The sequence below is a fragment of the Acidovorax sp. GW823-FHT02H02 genome, from assembly GCF_058797075.1.
In genome coordinates this window covers 1-20,280 of record NZ_JBXAJH010000022.1, presented here as the reverse complement: position 1 = coordinate 20,280, position 20,280 = coordinate 1, and the positions used below count along the sequence as shown (strand labels likewise).

The window sequence follows — 20,280 nt, the reverse complement described above, 5'->3', positions numbered from 1 at the left end:
ACTACATGCTCGCGAAGATCATTGACTGGTCAGGAAGAAACAGCTTCCTGGTGCTGCTTGCCACGCTGTTTGTCATTGTCGCAGGGGTGTTCGCTGTGTTGCGAACGCCTCTGGACGCGCTGCCGGACTTGTCCGACGTTCAGGTCATCGTCTACACCGAATACCCTGGACAAGCGCCCCAGGTGGTCGAGGATCAGGTCACCTATCCCTTGACCACCGCCATGCTGTCAGTACCCAAGTCCAAGGTGGTGCGCGGCTTTTCCTTCTTTGGAGCGTCCTTCGTCTACATCATCTTTGAGGATGACACAGACATCTATTGGGCGCGTTCGCGCGTGCTGGAATACCTCAATTTCGCATCCAGTCGAATGCCCAAGGGGGTCACGCCGCAAATTGGCCCTGATGCCACCGGTGTGGGTTGGGTCTACCAGTACGCTTTGATCGCCAAGGACCGGACGCTGGCCGAGTTGAGAACTTTGCAGGATTGGTACCTGCGCTACCAGCTGACCAAGGCGCATGGCGTCGCTGAGGTGGCATCCGTCGGTGGCTTTGTCCAGACCTACCAGATCACCGTCGACCCGGTGAAGCTGCGGGCCTACGGCATTCCTTTGGCCAAGGTGTCACAGGTCGTGCGCGACTCCAATCGTGACGTCGGCGGCCGTGTGGTGGAGATGGCCGAGACAGAGTACATGGTGCGCGGAAAGGGCTATCTGCGCGGCGCGGCGGACATTGAGAACCTGGTCGTCAAGGCCGAAAAAGGCACACCAGTATTGATTCGAGACATCGCTCGCGTTGAACTCGCTGCCGATGAACGGCGCGGCCTGACCGAACTCAACGGGGACGGGGAGGTGGTCTCGGGCATCGCCATGGCCCGCTATGGCCAAAACGCCCTGGAAGTCATCCATAACCTGAAGGAGAAAATTACCGAAGTTTCGGCAGGGCTGCCGCAGGGCGTCAGCATCCAGGCTGTTTACGACCGATCTGACCTGATTCATCGGGCCATCGATACGCTCAAGCGAACGCTGATTGAGGAGAGCCTGATCGTTGCCTTGGTCTGCATGGTCTTTCTCATGCACATCCGTTCAGCCCTCGTGGCTATCTTGATGTTGCCCGTAGGGGTGCTGATCTCATTCATCGCGATGCGCTTGCTGGGCATGAATTCCAACCTGATGAGTCTGGGTGGTATCGCCATTGCGATCGGTGCCATGGTGGATGCGGCCATCGTCATGATCGAGAACGCCCATAAACACCTGGAGCGGCTCCCACCCGAGCACAACAGCAAGCAGCGGGTCGAGGCCATGATCGCCGCGTGCAAGGAGGTTGGCCCGGCACTGTTCTTCTCGCTACTGATCATCACCGTGTCGTTTCTGCCCGTGTTCACGCTCGAATCACAGGAGGGGCGCATGTTCTCACCGCTGGCGTTCACCAAGACGTTTTCTATGGCAGGAGCGGCGCTGTTGTCGGTGACGCTGGTGCCGGTGCTCATGATGATTTTCATTCGCGGACGCATCATGCCGGAGTCCCGTAACCCGGTGAACCGGTTCCTGATCTGGGTCTACCGACCCATCATCGCTGGCGTGATGCGCTGGAAGAAGGTGACCATTGCCATTGCCCTGGTCGTGCTTGGGGTGTCGTTCTATCCGGCCAGCAAGCTGGGGTCCGAGTTCATGCCGACGCTCAATGAAGGCACTTTGCTCTACATGCCTGCTTCGCTGCCGGGCATGTCGATCACCAAGGCCGCCGAGTTGCTTCAGACGCAAAACAAGATCATCAAGAGTTTTCCAGAGGTTGAATCGGTCTACGGTAAGGCAGGACGGGCCAACACGGCCACCGACCCAGCACCGACCGAGATGTTCGAGACGGTCATCAACCTCAAGCCGGAGTCAGCGTGGCGATCTGGCATGACCATCGACAAATTGATCGCCGAGATGGACAAGGCGCTGCAGTTTCCTGGCGTCTCCAATGCCTGGACCATGCCCATCAAGGCGCGCATCGACATGCTGTCCACCGGTATCCGCACACCCATTGGTATCAAAGTCTTCGGCAAGGACTTGATCGAAATGGAACGCCTGGCGCGGGAGATCGAGACCGTAGTGAAATCCGTGCCCGGCACCACCTCGGCATTCGCGGAGCGGATCACAGGCGGCTTCTACCTGAACATCGAGCCCGACCGCGCCCAACTGGCACGCTACGGTCTGGCGGTGGGTGATCTGCAGGAGGTCATTGGTACGGCGCTCGGCGGTGACATGGTGACCACCACGGTGGAAGGGCGAGAGCGTTTTGGCGTTACGGTTCGCTACCCACGCGAATTGCGGTCTGACCCGCAGCAGATCGCCCGCGAAGTGCTGGTGCCGACCATGGATGGAGCCATGATTCCGCTGGGCCAGGTTGCCCGCGTGGAGGTGGCCAAGGGCGCCCCTGGCATCCGTACCGAAAATGCGTTGCTATCTGCCTACATTTTTGTGGACATCCGTGAGCGTGACATCGGTGGCTACGTCGCCGAGGCGCGCAAAGCAGTGAACGACCAGGTCAAGTTCCCGCCCGGCTACTACGCCACATGGAGCGGTCAGTTTGAGTCTATGGAGCGTGCCATCGAGAAAATGAAACTCGTTGTGCCAGTAACGCTGTTGCTCATTTTCCTGCTGCTTTACCTGAACTTCAGGCGACTGACGGAGACTTTGATCGTCATGCTGTCGGTGCCGTTCGCGTTGGTTGGCGGCGTCTGGCTGATGTGGTGGCTTGGTTACAACCTCTCCGTCGCAGTTGCTGTGGGCTTCATTGCCCTGGCTGGTGTGGCCGCTGAAACCGGGGTCGTCATGCTGATCTACTTGGACCACGCCTGGGAAGAGATCAAGGCAAAACGCCGCTCTGAAGGGAAAGAGCCAGGAGTAGGTGAACTTTACGAGGCCGTCATGGAGGGCGCCGTAGAGCGTGTTCGTCCCAAAATGATGACGGTCGTTGCCATCATGGCGGGCCTGCTGCCCATCATGTGGGGGACCGGCACCGGCTCGGAAGTGATGAGTCGCATTGCCGCGCCGATGGTCGGTGGCATGATTTCTTCGACCGTGCTCACGCTGGCTGTGATTCCGGCGCTTTACGCACTGGTCAAACAGTTTGAACTTCGAAGGCAGCGTGCTTCGGGAACGGATTCACAACCCATCCGACCCACTGTGGGGCTTGATGCATGAGCCATGAGCGCTTCCTTGATGTGCACCAGAAATACGTGCTCAGGGCAGAGAAAATCATGCTGCCCCCTGGCGCCGACGCGGGGCGTGGGACAGGCTCTAAAAGGAGGCGCTTTACTTGTTTCACCAACTGCTCTGACCCCTTTCTCAATGCACAACACACCAAACTGCGAGTTGACTTCCTTTGAGCGGCTCAACCGCGACTGCTTCTGTCTGAGCCTGGATCCTGCGGCGCTGGCGGCTGCGCTCGATGCTGAGTTGGGCTCTCCGAGCTTGTCGCAGCTAGTGCGCGACCGATGCCCCTACCTTTTTGCTGCGCAGCCGGTCTTCGTGGCGCGGCCTCCTCTCGAACGCATGGCCCGCGTTGTGCAAGCCATCGAGGCAGTGGTGGGACTCCCAGCCTACCGGGAGCAGGTCTTGGCGGGTGCCCCCGCCATTGCGCGTGACGGTGCGGGTGGCGCCCAGGGCGTGTTCTTCGGCTATGACTTCCATCTGGACCAAGACCGTCTCGGTTTGATCGAAATCAACACGAACGCTGGTGGTGCGATGCTGAATGCGGTGCTGGCCCGTGCTCAGCGCAGCTGCTGTCAGGCTGTGCAGGCAATGGTGCCAAGCCGCGGCGCCGTCACAACGTTCGAGCAGCGGCTGGTGGACATGTTCCGCCGTGAGTGGCGGCTGGCCGGTCACTCACGGCCGTTGGTCTCGATCGCTATCGTGGACGAAGCGCCGCAGCAGCAATACCTGTATCCAGAGTTCCTGCTGTTCCGGCAGCTGTTTGAGCGCCATGGACTGCAGGCCATCATTGTCGATCCCTCCGAGCTGGCGTGCCGTCACGGCAGGCTCTGGCACGGCGAACTCGCCATCGACGTGGTTTACAACCGTGTCACAGATTTTTATCTGGATCTGCCTGCCAACGCCGTGCTGCGACAGGCTTGGCTGGAACAGGCAGCGGTTCTCACGCCCCATCCGACGGCGCACGCGCTATACGCCGACAAGCGGCGACTGGCCTTGTTCAGTGACGATGGTGCGCTGCGGGAGCTGGGCGTTGCTGACGACGACAGGCAGGTGCTGCTGGCGAACGTGCCGCGCACCGAAGTGGTCGATGAGGCACATGGTGACCGGCTGTGGGCGGCTCGTCGTAGCCTGTTCTTCAAACCCGCGGCGGGCTTCGGTAGCCGCGCCGCGTACCGAGGTGACAAACTCACGCGCCGGGTCTGGCAGGAGATCCTGACGGGAGCCTATGTAGCACAGGCCCTCGTGCCTCCGGGCGAACGCGTCATTGCGAATACGGAGGGACTGCAGTCCATGAAATTCGATTTGCGCGCCTACGCCTATGCCGGCGACGTTCAGTGGGTTGCTGCACGCGTGTATCAGGGACAAACCACGAACTTCCGCCAGCCGGGCAGTGGCTTTGCCCCCGTCTACACCACCGTGGATGGCTCCGGCCGCGGAATGTGCGACTCGGATGGTGAACACGCGTCCTATGTGTTCCTGCTCGACGAGGCGGGCGAAGTGCACGCCTTGCCGCATGCGCTGTATGTGGCGCTTGCCAGGGGGCAGGCCTTGGCACCGATGTTGGCGGATCAAACTCTGCGCCTGGCGGACTGGTATGTACGGCTTCGGGCCGATGGGGTGCCGGGTGCTGTGGTCAACGAGACCTATGGGTTTGTCCGCTTCGACCGAGAGGGGCGGTTCAAATTGGAGGCTGCGCCAGGAGATGCCGCATGGCCTACTCCTGAGGAGCGCCGACGGATGCAGGAGCTGCTGTTCTCCATAGACCTGGAGCCCAACGGCGCCTGATCATAGGAGCCGGGAGGAGGGTGGGCCGCCCAACGAAGTGAATCATTTGGGTTGCTGCAAGAATGGTCAGACGATGATGCGTGGCTTCTGGCCTGGCACCATGCAGATGGTCACGTCGCACGGGCGAGCGCCAACTGTTGGTCAAATGCACCCGAAAACAGAGAGATGACGCCTGCAGCCATTGCGACTGCTTATGCGAGGCTCGAACCGAATGGTTTGCGCCTTGCACAGCCTTCTGACAAGAAATAAGCTTGGGCCTAATCTCAGATTAAGCAGGACGTCCACCTTCCAAGTTTAGTAACTATCCCCCGGGGCATAGCCGGTGGCGGCGCAGTCAGGCGGGCGCGGTTCGTGAGCCTGCCCGCCTGATTGCTGAATCAGAGCGTTGCGTCCTTGAGCTTCTTCAGCGCGCGCGTCTTGATCTTCACCGACGCCGGTTTGGCGGGGAACCAGCGCTCTTCACCCGTGAAGGGGTCCTTGCCAAAACGCTTCTTCTTGGCAGGCACCTGCTGCAAGCCGATCTTCATCAGACCTGGCAGGGTGAACTCACCCGATCCCTTTTTGTGCACCGAACCGAGGATGGCGGTTTCCAATGCCGCGAAAACTGCCTTGGCTGCCTTGGGCTCCACACCAGATTGCTCAACCAGATGGGCGATCAGCGTGGTCTTGTTGAAAACCGTCTTGATGGGCTTGATGGCGACCGCAGCTGGTTTGGTGGCAACAGGCGCGACCTTCTTGGCGGCGGGAGCCACTTTCGTAGTCTTCTTGGCGGGGGTGGATGTCTTCTTTGCAGTTGCCATGGTGGATCTTGTTGGGTTTGTGGGTCGAAATTCGCTGCCGGATGAATTCAGGCAGGCGATCCGGATTCTAGGAGCAGTGTTCTGACAGTTCCCGTGCAGCGTACTTGTGGGCTCTCCAATAAACTCAATCTTTCACGGCAACAGCATCGAGCAGCATGCCAAGCCAAGATACCTTTTCAGGAGCTCACATGTCCATTTCTCCCTCGACCCTGTTGGCCCTGCAAAAGGCTGGGGAGGGCTTGCACACAGCCCGACAGGCATTCGCGCAGGAAGTCCAGTCCAACGCTGGCCGTGTGGTCGGTATCGTTGCCAGCGAACCTTTTAGTGCCGACGCCGACCGCGCCTATGCCCAACTGCGCGCCGTGGCTCGCATGGCACATGAGTTGCAAAGCATCGAAGAGCAACTCAAAACAATGTACGGGGCGGCGGCGGAAGCGATGCAGCCCGAGACGCCAGTCATTGTTGCGTTGCTAGACCGTGGAAGGCACTCTCGTGTTCGTCAAGGCGCGGAAAGCCTTGACGAGGCGGAAGACGTGGTCGTCAAGCCCGCGCCGCGCCGGCAGTCGCTCAAGACCAAACCGCTGCGAAAGCGGACGAAGGAAACGGCAAGCCAGCCTCAACGCTTGAGTTCAAACGACGAAAAGGTCCTGGCGCACCTGAAAAAGGTATTGGACCGCCGCAGTTGGGTGACGTTGACCCAGGGGAGCATTGCCCAAGGGGCGGGAATCCCTCTGGGTTCCGTCGGCTTGGCGATGAGGAGGTTGGTTGCCGCCGAGGCTGTGCGCGAGCGGGGCAAAGGGACTTATCGGCTGGCATAGTGCGGCATGCAATTCACTTTTGAATCCACCTGCCTTAGTGGACCATTTATGTCGTGGTGAGCAACGACACCTTATGGGTAGTGGAATGCATTCTTAGTCTGTCCAACGAATTGCCTGGATGCAATCCGCTGACGAAAGAATACCGAAACAGATCAGTAGGTTAGCCAAGATATCTCAAAAGATGTCAAACGCATTTCCTCGCGATTGTTAAACTAGTTACCTCACCCGCCTGGTCCGAACTGATGGCGTGTGCGATTTTCATCACCTATTTTTATGCTTAAGATAATGTAGCATTATCTTATAAACAACTATCCGAGTGCTGGAAAGCCCAATCATTTTGTCAGACCAAGGAGGAGCTGGTCAGGAGTGGGCGAGCCGTTTCGTTGCCGAAAGACGCGCCGATGGCATTGCGCAAGGCCGCAGGGCTGGCGGTGAGGGCAGCCCGAGGCCAGGACTATGGGGTGGACTTGTGAATCCTAGTGCGACTTTGCCACTATCACCTGATGACGATAGACAGCACGCCACTGCCCACAATAGGAGATTTATAAGTGAAAAAACTTACCGTTTTGCTGGTTGTAGCAGGCACGTTGTCGATGGTATCCGGGTGCAAAGAGAACAAGCCGGCCGAAGTCGTTCAAACCGTCGATTGGTACAAGGCCCACGAGGCCGAACGCACCGAAGTCCTGGCGAAATGCAGGTCGAATCCCGGCGAGCTGGCCGCCACGCCAAATTGCGTGAACGCCAGCCGAGCCGAGTCGTCTTCCATTTGGAGCGCGAGGGGCAGCATCCAGGTCAAGCCATTGACGGCTGACGACATCTACAAGAAATAAGAAGAGCCAACTTGGAACTACCCAACGACCAGTGCGACGATGCGAAACTTGCCCTGGGGCGGGGCCGGGTCGGGCCGGGCCGCTGAAACCGTGGCCGGCGCCCAATCCAGCTGGGCGAGGTACGCGGCATGACCGCAGACGGCAGGTTGGGCAATGACCGAGGCAAAGCGTTCGATAGGGGCGGTCTAAGCAGGCATTGGCCTCAAGACCAGCGCCATGCATGACAAGGCCAAGGCGGAGCGCCAGGAAGCCCAAAACAGCGGGCCAGACGAATCATCAGAGGTCTCCGGGAGAAGCTGCCGCTCGAAGTTCGTCAGGCGAAGGAGAGCTAGTCAGAAGTGGCCAAGCCGTGTCGCTGCCGAAGGACGCGCCGATGGCATTGCATAAGGCAGTGGAATGGCAGTGAAGGCAGCCCGAGGGCGGGGCTATGACGTGGACTTCTAATCCTAAGGAAACGCATAGAAGCGAGCTTCGTGAGCATTCCTCTGCAGACTAAGGTTCTGCCGCGTCAGACGCCAATACCAGCAGACAGTCGATGGCCTGCAAGCTGCTCAAACGCATCTTTGCCTCCAGATACGACGCACGTTTGCCATCCATTCCTTGAAATGCCGGGGCCGTAGGCCCCGTTACCTCGGGGTGAGTAGTTCGCTCGCGGCGAGTTCACCCATATGCGTACCGTCAATTGACCGCAGCGGTCACGATGATCTCCACCAGAATGTCCTTCGCGCCCAGATCGCACTGGGCCGTGGCACGCGTGGGCGCAGCGCCCGGCGCGGTCCAGGCATCCCAGATTTCGTTCATGCCCGCAAAGTCCCGCTCCAGATCCTTGATCCAGATCTGAGCCGTCAGCAGGCGGCTCTTGTCCGTGCCTGCGTCGGCCAGAAACTTTTCTATCTTTGCCAAGGTCTGGAGGGTCTGTCCGCGGATGTCCTGGCTCCGGTCATCGGCGGTCTGCCCGCCGACAAAGACCATACCGTTGTAGACGACCGCACGCGAGCGGCGTGTATCGGTGGCGATGCGTTTGATTTCCATAAGAAACTCCATGGTTGGTTTATTGAAAGAGGGATACTGCCTTCACTCGCTGCCCGCGAGCTCGCTCAGCGTGATGGGCTTCAAAGGCGGACGGATGCGGTAATAGCCGACCTCGGCTGGGCTCAGCCGGCGTTCGCTGGCAATGATTTCCGTGACCGTGAGGCCGCAGAGCCGGCCCTGGCATGGCCCCATGCCGCAGCGGCCAAAGGCCTTTGTCTGATTGGGGCCGATGCAGCCCACCTCGACGTAGCGTTTGATCTGCCCAGCCGTGACTTCTTCGCAGCGGCAGACCGTGACCTGGTCGTCCACAGGAATGCGGTGCGCATCGAGCGGCCGGTAAAGACTGTCCAGGAAAGGGCGTATCTGCGTGCTCTTGTTCAGCTCCCTGGCCATGTCTTCCCGTGTCGCGTCAAGCGCGCCAGGCGCGACCTTGTCCAGTCGGCGAGCAATGTCCAACGCTGCGAGCCGCCCTTGAGCGGCAGAGGCTTTGGCGCCGACGATGCCGCGGCTGTCGCCGGCGATGTAGATGCTGGTGTCCTCGATCTGGCCCGCCGTGTCGGTCACGGGCACCCAGCACAATTGCTGCTCGTCCCAACGATGTTCGGCTCTGAGCGACCAGCTCAGCTGTGTGTTGGGCACCACCCCCTGGTGCAACAGAACCAGCGAGGTCTCTATGCGCTTTTGCCGCCCGCCATGGGTGAACGAGATGGCTTGGGCCCGATCCTGACCTTCGATGGAAAAGGCGCTCGCACCGGCGTAGGTTTCGACCCCATGCGCACGGATTTTCCTGAGCATTGCTGCACCCTTGGCAAGGTCCTTCCAGCCACGCAATGCGCCTGGAAGATGGGGAGCAGCGCGCAGGTAGTCCGCCGTTGCCGTGGTGTGGATCAGCGCCTTGATGCGCACTCCCGCCTCCAGATATTGCTGCGCCAGCAGCAGCAGCAGCGGACCGCAGCCTGCGAGAACCACCGGTTCGCCTGGAACGGCTCCGGAGGTCTTGTAGAGGATCTGCGCCGCGCCCGCGCCCATCACCCCCGGCAGCGTCCAGCCAGGAACCGGAAAAGGCCGCTCCATCGCGCCACTGGCGAGCACCAGGCTGCGGCCGCGTACAGTTTTGCTGCGCCCGTCCTGGAGATAGGAAACGGTTTTGTCCCGGTCGACATTCCAGACCGCGGCCCCCGCCACATGCTGCGCACCGCAGGCAGCAAAGGTCTCGGCAAGCAGCGCGCCTGCCGCATAGTCCGGACCGAGGACCTGGCGCCGGCGCTGCGTCGAGTCCTGGATCGCGCGGTAGATCTGCCCGCCGACGCGCTGCTGTTCATCCAGTACCGCGACGGTCAGGCCCAGGCGGCGGGCTTCGATCGCCGCACTAAGGCCGGCGGGGCCGGCGCCGATGACCACCAAGTCAAACGTTTGCACGATGTTTTCCATGGTCAATCCTCTGCGCGCTGAATGACGAGTTCCGAGGCACCTTCCTGGCGCTGGATAACCATTCCGTCCTTGACGGCGACAAGGCACGACTGGCGACCAGGACGGCCATCGATGGCGACCAGGCACTCGAAGCACACGCCCATCATGCAGTAGGGCGCGCGCGACGCACCCGACACCGGGGTCGAACGAAAGCTGCGCACGCCCGACATCAGCAGCGCCGAGGCCACGCTGATGCCGGCAGGCACATTCAATGGCTGGCCTTCAAAGTGGATCTGCACCTTCTGCGCGTCTGCATCGGCTGACTGGACAAAAAGAGAAGTGCAGGGGGCTGCGGATTTAGTGTGCATTGCTGAATTTCCTGTTGGGATCCAAGAATCTTTCGCCGGCAAACTGTTCGATGCCGTCGGGCGCGGCAGTGACGCCGGCGACCCAGGAACCGATTTCAAAGGCATGCGAGCCGGCCAGGGAAACGCCGCTGTGGCTGGTTGCCACGAAGGCTCCGGGTGTTTTCTCGGATTCCTGGTAGATCGGGGAGCCGTCCGGTGTCATCACCCGCAGCGCCCCCCAGGCCCGCACCAGCTTGGCCGAGCCGAGAATCGGGAACGTCGCCACTGCGCGCTTGGCAATCCACTCGACGGCCGATACCGTGGTGCCATCGTCCCGCCCCACGTTTTCCACAGAAAAGCCGAGTTGGACCGTGCCTTCGGCGGTCTGGCGCGCCTTGTTGGTGGGATAGGGAAGGAATTTCTGCAGCCGCTCGGTGATGAGCACCTGCCCGCGATTGGCGATCACGGGAGCATGCATGCCCAGCTGCGGGGCCAGCGTGTCGTTGTTCAAGCCGGCAGCCAGAACGACTTTGTCCGCGGCCCATTTCTCGCCGTCCGCGCCAGTGGCGACAAAGCCTTTGTCGAAGCCGAGCGAGCGCACCTCGCGCACATCGACGCCGTTGCAGATGCGCCCGCCGTGGAGCTTCAACCCGGCGTGCAGCGCATGCAGCAGCTTGAGCGGGTTCACATGGCCATCCAGCGCGCACCAGCTGCCGCCCACGACGGACGGACCGATGGCCGGAAGGCGCGCCTTGAGTTCGTTGTGGTCGAGCATCTCGAACGGTGTGCGGCCGTCGGCAGCGTTGATGTCCGCCAGCAGCGCCTGCCGCTCGGCCATCTCCTTTTCGCTGAATCCCAGCCAGAAGCCACCGTTTTGCTGCAGGTCGACATCAATGCCGGTGCGTTCGTACAACTCCCTGGCTAGCGGCCCAAAGTGATCGACCGCATCCCGGCTCCAGCGTGCATAGCGCGCAAAGCCCGCGCCCTTGCTTTGCAGCCAGACGAGGCCGAAGTTGCCGCGCGACGCCCGATGGGCCACGTCTGCCTGGTCCAGCAGCGTCACCGAGCGGCCGCACCGGGCGGCGCCGTAGGCGATGGCGGCGCCGACCAGGCCGCCCCCCACGACAATGATTTCATTTGAAGACATAAGGATGCTTTGGATGGGTTCGGGCGACAGCGGCTGCACGCACTGCCTGGCTGCACGGTGCCCGGGAAGATGCGGCCGTCAATCCAGCGTGATCTTGTTGCGCTTGACGACTTCGCCCCAACGCGCGCTGTCGTTTTCCAGCATGCGCTTGTATTCGGCAATCGAACCAGGCGCGACCTTGGCACCGAGGGCTTCATGCCTCCTGATGACTTCGGGGTCCGCCAGCACGGCATTGATTTCGCGATGGAGCTTGTCGACGATGGCTTGCGGCATGTTGGCCGGCCCGACGATGCCGCCCCAGGTTTCCATCTCGAGATCGGGATAGCCCGCCTCGCGAATGGTGGGCACGTTGGGCAGCAGCGCCGAGCGCACCGGTCCCGTGATGGCCAGCGCCCTGATGCGCCCGGCACGCACCTGCGGCTCCATGGAGGTGAAGTTGCTGAACATCATCTGGATCTGGCCCGACGCCAGATCCAATTCCGCCGCGGGCGCGGTCTTGTATGGAACATGGGTCAGCTGCGCGCCCGAGAGATTGCCAAACAGGGCGCCCAGGACATGCAAGGCCGTGCCGCTGCCGGTGGAGCCATAGAAAACCTCGCCGGGATGCGATTTGGCATGAGCGGCCAGTTCTTCCACGCTCCTGGCGGAAAAATCCTTGTTCACGCCCAGCAGGTTTGGCTGCGTCCATTGCCGGGCGATCGGCGTGAAGTCCCGGGCGGGTTTGTAGGGCAGGGATCTGGCGGTCAAGGCTGTCACGGTGTAGGTCGCCAGATTGGCATTGCCGATGGTGTAGCCATCCGGCGCCGCCTTGGCCACGGCATCGAGGCCGATGACACCCGACGCTCCCGGTTTGTTCTCGATGACGATCGGCTGACCCAGTCTCTTGCCCAACGCCTCGGCCAGGATGCGCGCCGTCCCGTCCGCTGCGCCGCCGGCACCCGCATTGACGACCAATCGAATCGGCTTTTCCGGCCATTCGGCCTTTGCCGCAGTCGCCATGCACAGTAATCCCGCACCAATGACGCCCACTATCTCTGACCGAAAAGCGAATTGAGACCGCATGAAACCTCCGTTGAATAAACGTTCGAGGTTTCATCGTATGGACATATCGCTTTGTTATCCATGGACGCTAGAACATCTATCCATCCGCTTATGTGATGGATTCGCGGCTTGCTGCAGCCAGCAGTCGAATGAGCTCCCGCGCCGGCGCGGACAGCCGGGCATCCCCCATGGCCGTCGCATAGACCGTGTAGGCAATGGGGGGGCGCAGCGGCAAAACGATACCTCCATGCCTTCGGTGTTTCGCGCCGGTCATGGGATCGACCACGGCAATGCCCAGCCCTTCGAGGCACAGATCGCTGATTGATTGGAACAGCGAGGCTTCGACCATCGCATCCACCTGCACGCCGTTGGCATTGAGCCAGGCATTGAGCCGGGTCTGGAACGTCCCCGAGGGGCCGACGAAGGGCTTGCCCGCCAGCTCCGATACATCGACATATTGCGCCTTTGCATCGAGCCATTGCGAAGTGCCGATGCAGACGCATTCCGAAGAAAATTCGGCAATGGTCGCCAGCTCGCCCAGGGACAAGGCGTCGGCCGTCAAGCCAATGTCGGCCTGCCGGTTCTTGACGTGCCGCGCGACATCCACGTACGACGTGACGCGCAGCGTCACCAGAACATCCGGGAATTGCTGCCGGAGTTGCCGCACCACGCCAGGCATGATCGAGTGGCCGATCGAAGGCACCGCGGAGATGGAGAGATGGTCGAGCTTCTGTTTGCGCAGTTGGTCGGAGAAATCGACGATCTGCTCCAATCCCAGAAATGCTTGCTGCACCTTGGCCATGAGTGCATGGGCTTCCTCCGTTGGCTGGATGGAGCGTCCCCGCTTGGTAAAAAGCAGAAAACCGACCGATTTCTGCAGGTCAGCAATCAGCCGGCTCATTGCCGGCTGCGATATGCCCAGTGCCTCGGCACCGGCGCCAATGCCGTTGTGGAGCATCGCTGCGCGGAAGGCCTCGAGCATTCGGTAAGTGACGTCGCGTTTTGTCATGGTGAAATCAAGGGCTGTTTTCCGGCACGCCTGCGCCGTGTTGGCGCAAGCACTGGATTTTGCCAAAGGCAGGCACCGAGGCCCCACGCGGATGGGCGCCGGACTGAGCACTGCAATCGGGATGCGCCGCCTCAACACTCGACGATATTCAAGGCCAGGCCACCTCTGGAGGTTTCCTTGTATTTCGTGAGCATGTCGGCACCCGTTTCGCGCATCGTTTTGATCTAATGCGCAGCAAACCCTGTCGTTCACAGCAGGGTCAGGAGCGCGGACGGCGAAGCCGTCCTGGAGAAACGGTGAATTTCCCTGCGCGGCGGCAATATCCCGCCGCGAGCAGGATGCTGTTCACAGGTGGAGTTCCTCGAAGCATGGGCCGGGATTGGATGCCTCAGGCACAGCATCGGCGCCTTCGTAGACGCGCGGTACGCGCTTCACATTGCACAGCAGCTCGTAGGCAATGGTTCCGGCGCCGGCCGCCACCTGGTTCACATCGATGGTCCTGCCCCACAGCTCGACCTTGCTGCCGATGCCGCACGCGGGAAGATCCGTGAGGTCCACTGTGAGCATGTCCATCGACACGCGCCCGATCAGTCGTGCGGCGTGCCCTTCGATGGCCACCGGGGTGTCCGCGGGCGCGCTGCGCGGATAGCCGTCGGCATAGCCGAGCGCGACCAGGCCGACGCGTGTGGGTCGCTCGGCAACGAAGCCGCCGCCATAGCCCAGCGGCGCGCCCGGCGGCAGCAGTCGCTCGGCGAAGACCTGGCTTTGCAGCGTCATCACCGGCTGCAGCGGCGCCTGCCGGTACGTCGGCGGCAGCGGGTCGGCGCCGTACAGCATGATGCCGGCCCGGCCCCAGCTGCGGCAGGCCTCTGGCCAGGCCAGGATGCCAGCAGAATTCGCCAGGCTGGCGCGCGCATCAAGCCCCCCGCAGGCTGCCTGAAACGCAGCGAGTTGCTTGGCAGTGGTGGACATGCCCGGTTCGTCCGCGCGCGCGAAGTGGCTCATGAGCACGACCTCGGCCACTGCCGGGCAGGCCTGCAGGCGCGCAAAGCCAGCGCGCATCGCTTCAGGGGCCATGCCGGCGCGCCCCATGCCCGAATCCATCTTGAGCCAGACATCCAGCGTGCCTGCCAGGCCACGTGCGCTCTCCAGCATGCGCAGCTGTGATTCGTGGTGCACCACCACTGCCAGCGCGTGCCGTGCCGCGACCTTCAGCTCTTCCCCGTCGAATGCTCCTTCGAGCAGCAGGATCGGTGCGGTGACGCCCGCGGCGCGCAGCTCCATTGCCTCTGACAGGAACGCGACGGCGAATCCATCCGCCATGCCGGCAAGCGCCAGGGCGCAGCGCACGGCCCCATGGCCGTAGGCGTCGGCCTTGAGGACCGCGAGCACCTTGCGGCCATGCAGCTTGCGCGCGGTGGCGTAGTTGTGGCGCAGCGCATCCAGGTCGATGCGCGCCGAGCTGGGCCGGCTCATGCCGCCATAGGGGCGGGTGCGGATGACGCACGGCGTCCCGAAGCGGCGTAACGGTCCACGCCCAGGCCCGCAGTATCGATTTCCGGCCGGCGCCCGGTGACCAGGTCGGCGACGACGCGGCCGCTGCCGCAGGCCATCGTCCAGCCGAGCGTGCCGTGGCCCGTGTTTAGGAACAGGTTGGCATAGCGGGTGGCACCGATAATCGGCGTGCCGTCGGGCGTCATCGGGCGCAGGCCGGTCCAGAACGCAGCGCGCTGCAGGTCGCCGCCCGGGAACAGATCGCTGACCACCATCTCGAGCGTCGCCCGCCGCCGGGGATCGAGCCGCATGTCGAAGCCCGCCAGTTCGGCCATTCCGCCCACGCGGATGCGGTTGTCGAAGCGCGTGATCGCGATCTTGTAGGTCTCGTCCAGCACGGTCGACTGGGGTGCGCGCGAAGCGTCCACTAGCGGGATGGTGAGCGAGTAGCCCTTGACCGGATAGACCGGAAGCTCGAGGTCCAGCGGCCGCAGCATGCCGCGCGAGAAGCTGCCCAGTGCCATCACATAGGAATCCGCCTGGAGCAGCCGGCCGCCGGCGCGGATGCCCTGGACCCGGCCGGCATGCGCTTCGATGCGTTCGATGTCCTGGCCGAACAGGAACCTTACCCCCAGGCCGCGCGCCATGCGCGCCAGCTCGGTGGCGAACAGCTGGCAGTCGCCGGTCTCGTCCCCGGGAAGGCGCAGGCCGCCGGTGAGCCGGTCCTGCGCATGGGCCAGCGCGGGCTCGGCGCGCGGCAGGGATTGCCGGTCCAGCAGCTCGTACGCGACGCCGCACTCCTCAAGGACCGCGATGTCGCGCTGCGCCGTGTCGATCTGCGCCTGGCTGCGAAACAGCTGCAGCGTGCCGCCGGTGCGCTGCTCGTACTGGATGCCGGTGTCGCTGCGCAGCGCGCGCAGGCAGTCGCGGCTGTATTCGGCAATGCGCATCATGCGTTCCTTGTTCACCGCGTAGCGCTGCGGGGTGCAGTTGCGCAGCATCTGCGCGATCCACATCAGCTGCCACAGGCTGCCGTCGGCGCGCACCGCGAGCGGCGCATGCTTCTGCACCATCCATTTGAGCGCCTTGAGTGGAATGCCCGGCGCAGCCCAGGGCGTCGAGTAGCCGGGCGAGACTTGGCCGGCATTGGCGAAGCTGGTCTCCAGAGCCGGGCCGGGCTGGCGGTCAATGACGGTGACCTCGGCGCCGGCCTTGGCCAGATAGTACGCAGTGGCGGTTCCGACGATGCCGCTGCCTGTAACAATGACTTTCATGGAGTGTTCGATGGTTGACGGTGGATCAGCAAATTCTAGAAAAGAATGTGCAGCAGATTTCACCGTTATCGATATCATCGGCAATTTAATCCACTGTTTTAAAGTTGCTTTGTGGGGATCGACAGACAATGTTCCAGACCGACCGGATCGACCTTGCCATCCTTGATGTCCTGCAGCGCCAGGGACGCATTTCCATGACGGAGCTGGCCGAGAAGGTGGGACTGTCGGCATCGCCCTGCACCGAGCGGGTCAAGAGGATGGAGCGCGAGGGCCTCATCGAGGGCTACCATGCGCGCCTGTCGCCCGAGGCGCTGGGCAGGACCCTGCTGGTGTTCGTGGAGATCAAGCTGTCCGCGAAGTCCGGGGATGTGTTCGACCAGGTGAAGAGGGAGCTATCGCAGATGCCCGAGGTCATGGAGGCCCATCTGGTCTCCGGCGACTATGACTACCTGGTCAAGTTTAGGCTGCGCGGCATGGGCGAGTACCGGCACCTGCTGGGAAACATCCTCAAGCGCTTGCCCGTCACGGCCGCGTCGCGCAGCGTGGTGGTGATGGAGGAGGTGAAGGAGTCGCTGCACCTGCCGTTGGACCGCTGAGCAGCGCGCCGCCTTATCCTTGCACCATGCCGCATCCAGACTGGCTCAGATCGACGGACGACGAAGTGAGCTTCCGCAAGCTGCGCGTGCTGCTGGCGTTCATGGAGTCCAGAAACCTTGCCCGCACGGCTGAGCAGCTTGAGACCAGACCGTGAGTGTCCACTACGCGCTGCACTTGCTCGAGGAAGGCGCGCGCTGCGCGCTTTTCCGCCACCAGGGCCGCAACCTCGTGTCCACGGAGGCCGCCCATGTGCTGGGGGAGGTCGCCCGGGAGGTGCTGCGCAGCATGGACAGCGACTTGCGCGCCACCCGGGCGGCAGGGGGCAGCGGCACGGGCTGGTTCAAGATCGGGGCCCGCTACTCGCTGACCATCCAGTTGGTGCCGCAGCTCATCGTCTCCCTACGGCACAGCACGCCAGACCTCGAGACCGAGCTCACCCTCGGCTCGAACGCGGAGCTGCTGGGTAAATTGCGCGAAGGGCACATCGATGCGAGTTCTCAGCAGTTAAACGAAAAGGGTTGCGTTATAGCGCGTGATAAGCAGCCGGTGTTATCGGTAGCTATTCCTGGCCAGCGTTGGCTCTCGATCCATGGGTGCGATTTGAGCCGATGGGAGTGTCCAGCCTGCTGACCGCCCAAGACCTTCGCAGAGCATTTTCGGGAATGGCGTGCCGCCCTCGCAGGCATGAGCGTGATCTACGCTGGCAACCAGGGAGAAAAATCCGATCATCCAGGCGACATGGTTGTTTTGGTTGACATGGTTGTCTAACTCCGTTAGATTGGAAACTCTGAAAAGGAGTTGCCATGTCCATTACCGCCCGTATGCGTGCCACGCAGAAGGTCGACATTCCGGCGTTTGTCGACAGTCTTCGCGAGTTCAATGATGGCATTTTGCGCATCGTCCCCTCGCCTGTGGACGGCAGCAAACACTTGGGGCCAAGCTTGCGTAAGGAGCTGAAGATTGCTTTGCAGGAGCTGGAAAACACCGTCCGGGTCCTGCGGGTAGCGGCAGTCGAGACCCCGGCAGCATCCGAGCGAAGCAAAGAGCCGGGAAAGCAGTCTGGCGAGCATGAGACGCGCGCTGCCTTGGTTTTGGACAGCACTGAAACCATGGTCCGCAAGGGACAGCTGGTAACGCCTGTGGAATTCCAGGAGTTGATGGGATGGAGCTCCCGGCAGGCCGTATCCAAGGCCGCCAAGAACCACCGCATTTTCTCTCTGACACATAGAGCCGAGCGGTACTTCCCGACCTTCTATGCGGATTCTGCCTATGACCGCAGGCACCTGGAGGCGGTGACCAAGGCGCTCGGTGACCTGCCGGGAGGCGCGAAGCTGCAGTTCTTCCTCACGCGCAAGGGATCGCTGGGAGGCGAAACCCCGCTGCAGGCCCTTGCCGCCGGCCGGGTTGCGAAGGTCAAGGATATTGCCGCTGCGTTTGCCGAAGAGGCATGAGCCCAGTGTCGCTTCCATCGCCATCTGTCGACTTCTCCGACCTTCCGTTGCGCATCAAAGAGATCGCCGTGACTTCGCTCAAAAGGATCGGCCGGCGCAATACCGGGGAGCCTTATTTCGGAAAGCATGCAGCCAACCGGTTCGACGACCCGGACAGGCGGTTTGGGGCATGCTACTGCGGCCTGCAACTGGACACCGCCATCGCGGAGTCGGTGCTGCACGATGAATTGCCCGAGAAGGGGCAGTTTAGGATCCAGCAGGAAGAAATCGCAGCGCGCTATCTGGTGACTTTTGCTGCCGGTAACCATGAGGGCGTGCTGAGACTTGCCGACCTTACGGGACAGCACCTCAAACGCATTGGCGGAAACAACAGCCTGTCGGCAGAGTACCCCTACGACGTAACCCAGCAGTGGGCTGCGGCCGTCCATGCGCACCCGGCCCATGTGGATGGCTTTCTCTTTGTCTCCAAGCAGCTCAACGACAAGCGGGCCGCAGTACTGTTCGATAGGGCGCAAAACAAATTGGGCGCTCCATCCTATACACCCTTGTTAGGCGTCAGGGGGCTGACCCAGGCCAACAACAGGCTGGGCATTGTCATCGTGCAGTAGGGCTCGCGGTGGGACTTGGGCACCTGCGGCATGAAGCGCGGGCGCTGGGCGAGGTCACGGCCAGCGCCTTGATCTTCATGACCTGGATCGGCATCGAAATTGCCGCATGGGCGCCGCGGCGGCAATCGCAGGGAAGAGTGCGGGTTGCAATGGCGAGTGGATCGAGAGCGCACTATAAGCGGCGCTTATAGAGATGAGCATCAGCTTGAAATGCACGTCTGCCCTTCCCGCCGACACGCAGGAGCTGGCCCCTGCTGGGACGCCACGTTGATGCCAACACTTTTACTACCGCCATCTACCAGCAGGGCAAACGCGCTTCCGAATGCTCAGTGCATCTCGGAGTAGCGGATTCAGGAGCAACGGTCGGAGCTCCTTTCCTGCCTGAACGCTCGGAGTCCTAACATGCTGTGCAGAAACAGCTTCCTGCACAGTCACTTCGGCGAGTTCCTGCTTCACCGCGGTTGGTTGCGCGGATGTCTTTCGACCTCGGCCAGAGCCGTCTTCTCCATAGGCAGACAAACGTGGTCGCCATGGCCACAGGCTTGGCACAGGAAGATCACTTGAGTGCGGCGGTTTTCGTGGCTGGCATGGCCAAAGTGCGGGCATGTCTGGGCTGGCGTAATGCGCTGACACGGCCAGCACGATGCCACCTGCCCATGTCATCTTGTGTTCCAGTTGCCGCCGTAACTCGTTCTAGCCCCGGCTCAGTATGGCTTTGTTCAGGCCCGCCTTTTGCCTGCCCCATCGGCCAGGACGGCCTCGCTGTCCGCGCTCTTGAACCCTGTCGTTCACGGGTCTGCCATGCATCGGATCAAACGAGGCACGTTCGCCCTGTATCCCGTGAAAGAAAAAGCTGCACCAAGTGCAAGAAAAACACGTTCGACTAAAGGGCAGTCGCGTTCCAGAATTCGTTTCATCCCTTCACGGAGAGCGAAATAATGAAAGTCACACCATTTGAAAACGGCTTCGGTGCCGACATCAGCGACATTCCTCCGACCATGCAGGTGAGCGATGCTGATTTGAATGGAATCGTTGCTGCCTGGCACAAGCATTCCATTTTGCGTTTCCGCGGGTTGGATATGACCCCGGAGCAGCATATCGCTTTCACCCGCCGCTTGGGTCCGACGCACGTCATGCAGCCGCTGAGCGCCAACTTGGAAGGCTATCCCGAAGTCTTCGTCATCTCGAATGCCAGCAAGGAAGATCCGTCCAAGCCGGTTGAAAAGGGCGGCACCGCTGCGGGCCAGATGCGGGTCGGCGAACGCTTCCACACCGATGGCGAAGACAAGGCGATCCCCAATGCGGGCTCGATGCTCTACGCCAAGGTATGCCCACCCGAGCGCGGCGACACGCTGTGGGTCGATGTTGACGCCGACCGAAAACTGAGCCACTTTTTGGTGTGATGCCGACCTAAAACTGAGCCAGGTGTTTTACCTACCC

19 protein-coding genes are annotated in these 20,280 nt (G+C 61.7%); 10 read left to right on the top strand and 9 right to left on the bottom strand.

Annotated elements, in window-relative coordinates:
* Nucleotides 1–5 precede the first annotated feature (5 nt).
* Entirely contained in the window at nt 6–3,185 is a 3,180-nt protein-coding gene (locus AC1RDS_RS19050) for an efflux RND transporter permease subunit (RefSeq protein ID WP_492227211.1), read from the top strand.
* Nucleotides 3,186–3,356: 171 nt separating this feature from the next.
* Entirely contained in the window at nt 3,357–4,982 is a 1,626-nt protein-coding gene (locus AC1RDS_RS19045) for a hypothetical protein (RefSeq protein ID WP_492227210.1), read from the top strand.
* Between the two features lie 377 nt (nt 4,983–5,359).
* Here AC1RDS_RS19045 and AC1RDS_RS19040 read toward each other — a convergent pair whose 3' ends face one another.
* A complete protein-coding gene (locus AC1RDS_RS19040) occupies nt 5,360–5,782 on the bottom strand; it encodes an HU family DNA-binding protein (protein WP_492227209.1) in 423 nt (140 codons plus the stop codon).
* A 188-nt stretch (nt 5,783–5,970) separates the two neighbouring features.
* Here AC1RDS_RS19040 and AC1RDS_RS19035 point away from each other — a divergent pair, with 188 nt between their 5' ends.
* Nucleotides 5,971–6,600: a hypothetical protein gene (locus tag AC1RDS_RS19035; RefSeq protein ID WP_492227208.1), complete on the top strand. Its 630-nt coding sequence runs from the start codon at nt 5,971–5,973 to the stop codon at nt 6,598–6,600.
* Nucleotides 6,601–7,148: 548 nt separating this feature from the next.
* Entirely contained in the window at nt 7,149–7,430 is a 282-nt protein-coding gene (locus AC1RDS_RS19030) for an EexN family lipoprotein (protein WP_184277890.1), read from the top strand.
* Between the two features lie 678 nt (nt 7,431–8,108).
* On the opposite strand, the gene AC1RDS_RS19025 is transcribed toward AC1RDS_RS19030, so the two are convergent.
* From AC1RDS_RS19025 to AC1RDS_RS18990, 8 genes are all read right to left on the bottom strand, one after another.
* Nucleotides 8,109–8,462 carry a RidA family protein gene (locus AC1RDS_RS19025; RefSeq protein WP_175506538.1) on the bottom strand — a complete coding sequence of 118 codons (354 nt, stop codon included), beginning with the start codon at nt 8,460–8,462 and terminating at the stop codon, nt 8,109–8,111.
* A 42-nt stretch (nt 8,463–8,504) separates the two neighbouring features.
* Entirely contained in the window at nt 8,505–9,893 is a 1,389-nt protein-coding gene (locus AC1RDS_RS19020; protein WP_492227207.1) for an FAD-dependent oxidoreductase, read from the bottom strand.
* A 2-nt stretch (nt 9,894–9,895) separates the two neighbouring features.
* The gene (locus AC1RDS_RS19015) at nt 9,896–10,240 is read right to left on the bottom strand and encodes a (2Fe-2S)-binding protein (RefSeq protein WP_175506540.1); all 345 of its coding nucleotides are present in this window, start codon (nt 10,238–10,240) and stop codon (nt 9,896–9,898) included.
* Nucleotides 10,230–11,366 (bottom strand): NAD(P)/FAD-dependent oxidoreductase, encoded by a 1,137-nt coding sequence (locus tag AC1RDS_RS19010; RefSeq protein WP_175506601.1) that lies wholly within the window; start codon nt 11,364–11,366, stop codon nt 10,230–10,232. The genes AC1RDS_RS19015 and AC1RDS_RS19010 overlap by 11 nt, the downstream gene beginning before the upstream one ends.
* Nucleotides 11,367–11,444: 78 nt before the next feature.
* On the bottom strand, nt 11,445–12,365 hold the full coding sequence (locus tag AC1RDS_RS19005) for a Bug family tripartite tricarboxylate transporter substrate binding protein (protein ID WP_492227206.1): 921 nt from the start codon (nt 12,363–12,365) through the stop codon (nt 11,445–11,447).
* A gap of 151 nt (nt 12,366–12,516) precedes the next feature.
* Nucleotides 12,517–13,416: a LysR family transcriptional regulator gene (locus AC1RDS_RS19000; RefSeq protein WP_492227205.1), complete on the bottom strand. Its 900-nt coding sequence runs from the start codon at nt 13,414–13,416 to the stop codon at nt 12,517–12,519.
* A gap of 345 nt (nt 13,417–13,761) precedes the next feature.
* Nucleotides 13,762–14,892, bottom strand: coding sequence for an alanine racemase (gene alr / locus AC1RDS_RS18995; RefSeq protein ID WP_175506543.1), 1,131 nt, complete (start codon nt 14,890–14,892; stop codon nt 13,762–13,764).
* On the bottom strand, nt 14,889–16,184 hold the full coding sequence (locus AC1RDS_RS18990; RefSeq protein WP_175506544.1) for a D-amino acid dehydrogenase: 1,296 nt from the start codon (nt 16,182–16,184) through the stop codon (nt 14,889–14,891). Before AC1RDS_RS18990 ends, alr begins: the two co-directional genes overlap by 4 nt.
* Nucleotides 16,185–16,312: 128 nt before the next feature.
* On the opposite strand from AC1RDS_RS18990, the gene AC1RDS_RS18985 reads away from it, so the two are divergent.
* The 6 genes from AC1RDS_RS18985 to AC1RDS_RS18960 all read left to right on the top strand — a co-directional run bounded on the left by AC1RDS_RS18985 (nt 16,313) and on the right by AC1RDS_RS18960 (nt 20,243).
* Nucleotides 16,313–16,780, top strand: coding sequence for an Lrp/AsnC ligand binding domain-containing protein (locus tag AC1RDS_RS18985; protein ID WP_175506545.1), 468 nt, complete (start codon nt 16,313–16,315; stop codon nt 16,778–16,780).
* A 26-nt stretch (nt 16,781–16,806) separates the two neighbouring features.
* On the top strand, nt 16,807–16,935 hold the full coding sequence (locus AC1RDS_RS18980; protein WP_279614328.1) for a hypothetical protein: 129 nt from the start codon (nt 16,807–16,809) through the stop codon (nt 16,933–16,935).
* Complete coding sequence (locus AC1RDS_RS18975; protein ID WP_244146430.1) at nt 16,932–17,411, top strand: LysR family transcriptional regulator; 480 nt, start codon at nt 16,932–16,934, stop codon at nt 17,409–17,411. The genes AC1RDS_RS18980 and AC1RDS_RS18975 overlap by 4 nt, the downstream gene beginning before the upstream one ends.
* 173 nt (nt 17,412–17,584) lie before the next feature.
* Nucleotides 17,585–18,232, top strand: coding sequence for a hypothetical protein (locus AC1RDS_RS18970; protein ID WP_492227204.1), 648 nt, complete (start codon nt 17,585–17,587; stop codon nt 18,230–18,232).
* Nucleotides 18,229–18,840: an RES family NAD+ phosphorylase gene (locus AC1RDS_RS18965; protein ID WP_492227203.1), complete on the top strand. Its 612-nt coding sequence runs from the start codon at nt 18,229–18,231 to the stop codon at nt 18,838–18,840. The genes AC1RDS_RS18970 and AC1RDS_RS18965 overlap by 4 nt, the downstream gene beginning before the upstream one ends.
* A gap of 938 nt (nt 18,841–19,778) precedes the next feature.
* Nucleotides 19,779–20,243: a TauD/TfdA dioxygenase family protein gene (locus tag AC1RDS_RS18960; RefSeq protein WP_492227202.1), complete on the top strand. Its 465-nt coding sequence runs from the start codon at nt 19,779–19,781 to the stop codon at nt 20,241–20,243.
* Nucleotides 20,244–20,280 lie beyond the last annotated feature (37 nt).

Bases quoted from the DNA above. Each gene is read 5' to 3' on its own strand.
- AC1RDS_RS19050 (WP_492227211.1), top strand. From the start codon at position 6: ATGCTCGCGAAGATCATTGACTGGTCAGGAAGAAACAGCTTCCTGGTG.
- AC1RDS_RS19040 (WP_492227209.1), bottom strand. From the start codon at position 5,782: ATGGCAACTGCAAAGAAGACATCCACCCCCGCCAAGAAGACTACGAAA.
- AC1RDS_RS19035 (WP_492227208.1), top strand. From the start codon at position 5,971: ATGTCCATTTCTCCCTCGACCCTGTTGGCCCTGCAAAAGGCTGGGGAG.
- AC1RDS_RS19025 (WP_175506538.1), bottom strand. From the start codon at position 8,462: ATGGAAATCAAACGCATCGCCACCGATACACGCCGCTCGCGTGCGGTC.
- AC1RDS_RS19020 (WP_492227207.1), bottom strand. From the start codon at position 9,893: ATGGAAAACATCGTGCAAACGTTTGACTTGGTGGTCATCGGCGCCGGC.
- AC1RDS_RS19015 (WP_175506540.1), bottom strand. From the start codon at position 10,240: ATGCACACTAAATCCGCAGCCCCCTGCACTTCTCTTTTTGTCCAGTCA.
- AC1RDS_RS19010 (WP_175506601.1), bottom strand. From the start codon at position 11,366: ATGTCTTCAAATGAAATCATTGTCGTGGGGGGCGGCCTGGTCGGCGCC.
- AC1RDS_RS19005 (WP_492227206.1), bottom strand. From the start codon at position 12,365: ATGGCGACTGCGGCAAAGGCCGAATGGCCGGAAAAGCCGATTCGATTG.
- AC1RDS_RS19000 (WP_492227205.1), bottom strand. From the start codon at position 13,416: ATGACAAAACGCGACGTCACTTACCGAATGCTCGAGGCCTTCCGCGCA.
- alr (WP_175506543.1), bottom strand. From the start codon at position 14,892: ATGAGCCGGCCCAGCTCGGCGCGCATCGACCTGGATGCGCTGCGCCAC.
- AC1RDS_RS18990 (WP_175506544.1), bottom strand. From the start codon at position 16,184: ATGAAAGTCATTGTTACAGGCAGCGGCATCGTCGGAACCGCCACTGCG.
- AC1RDS_RS18985 (WP_175506545.1), top strand. From the start codon at position 16,313: ATGTTCCAGACCGACCGGATCGACCTTGCCATCCTTGATGTCCTGCAG.
- AC1RDS_RS18980 (WP_279614328.1), top strand. From the start codon at position 16,807: ATGCCGCATCCAGACTGGCTCAGATCGACGGACGACGAAGTGAGCTTC.
- AC1RDS_RS18970 (WP_492227204.1), top strand. From the start codon at position 17,585: ATGTCCATTACCGCCCGTATGCGTGCCACGCAGAAGGTCGACATTCCG.
- AC1RDS_RS18965 (WP_492227203.1), top strand. From the start codon at position 18,229: ATGAGCCCAGTGTCGCTTCCATCGCCATCTGTCGACTTCTCCGACCTT.
- AC1RDS_RS18960 (WP_492227202.1), top strand. From the start codon at position 19,779: ATGAAAGTCACACCATTTGAAAACGGCTTCGGTGCCGACATCAGCGAC.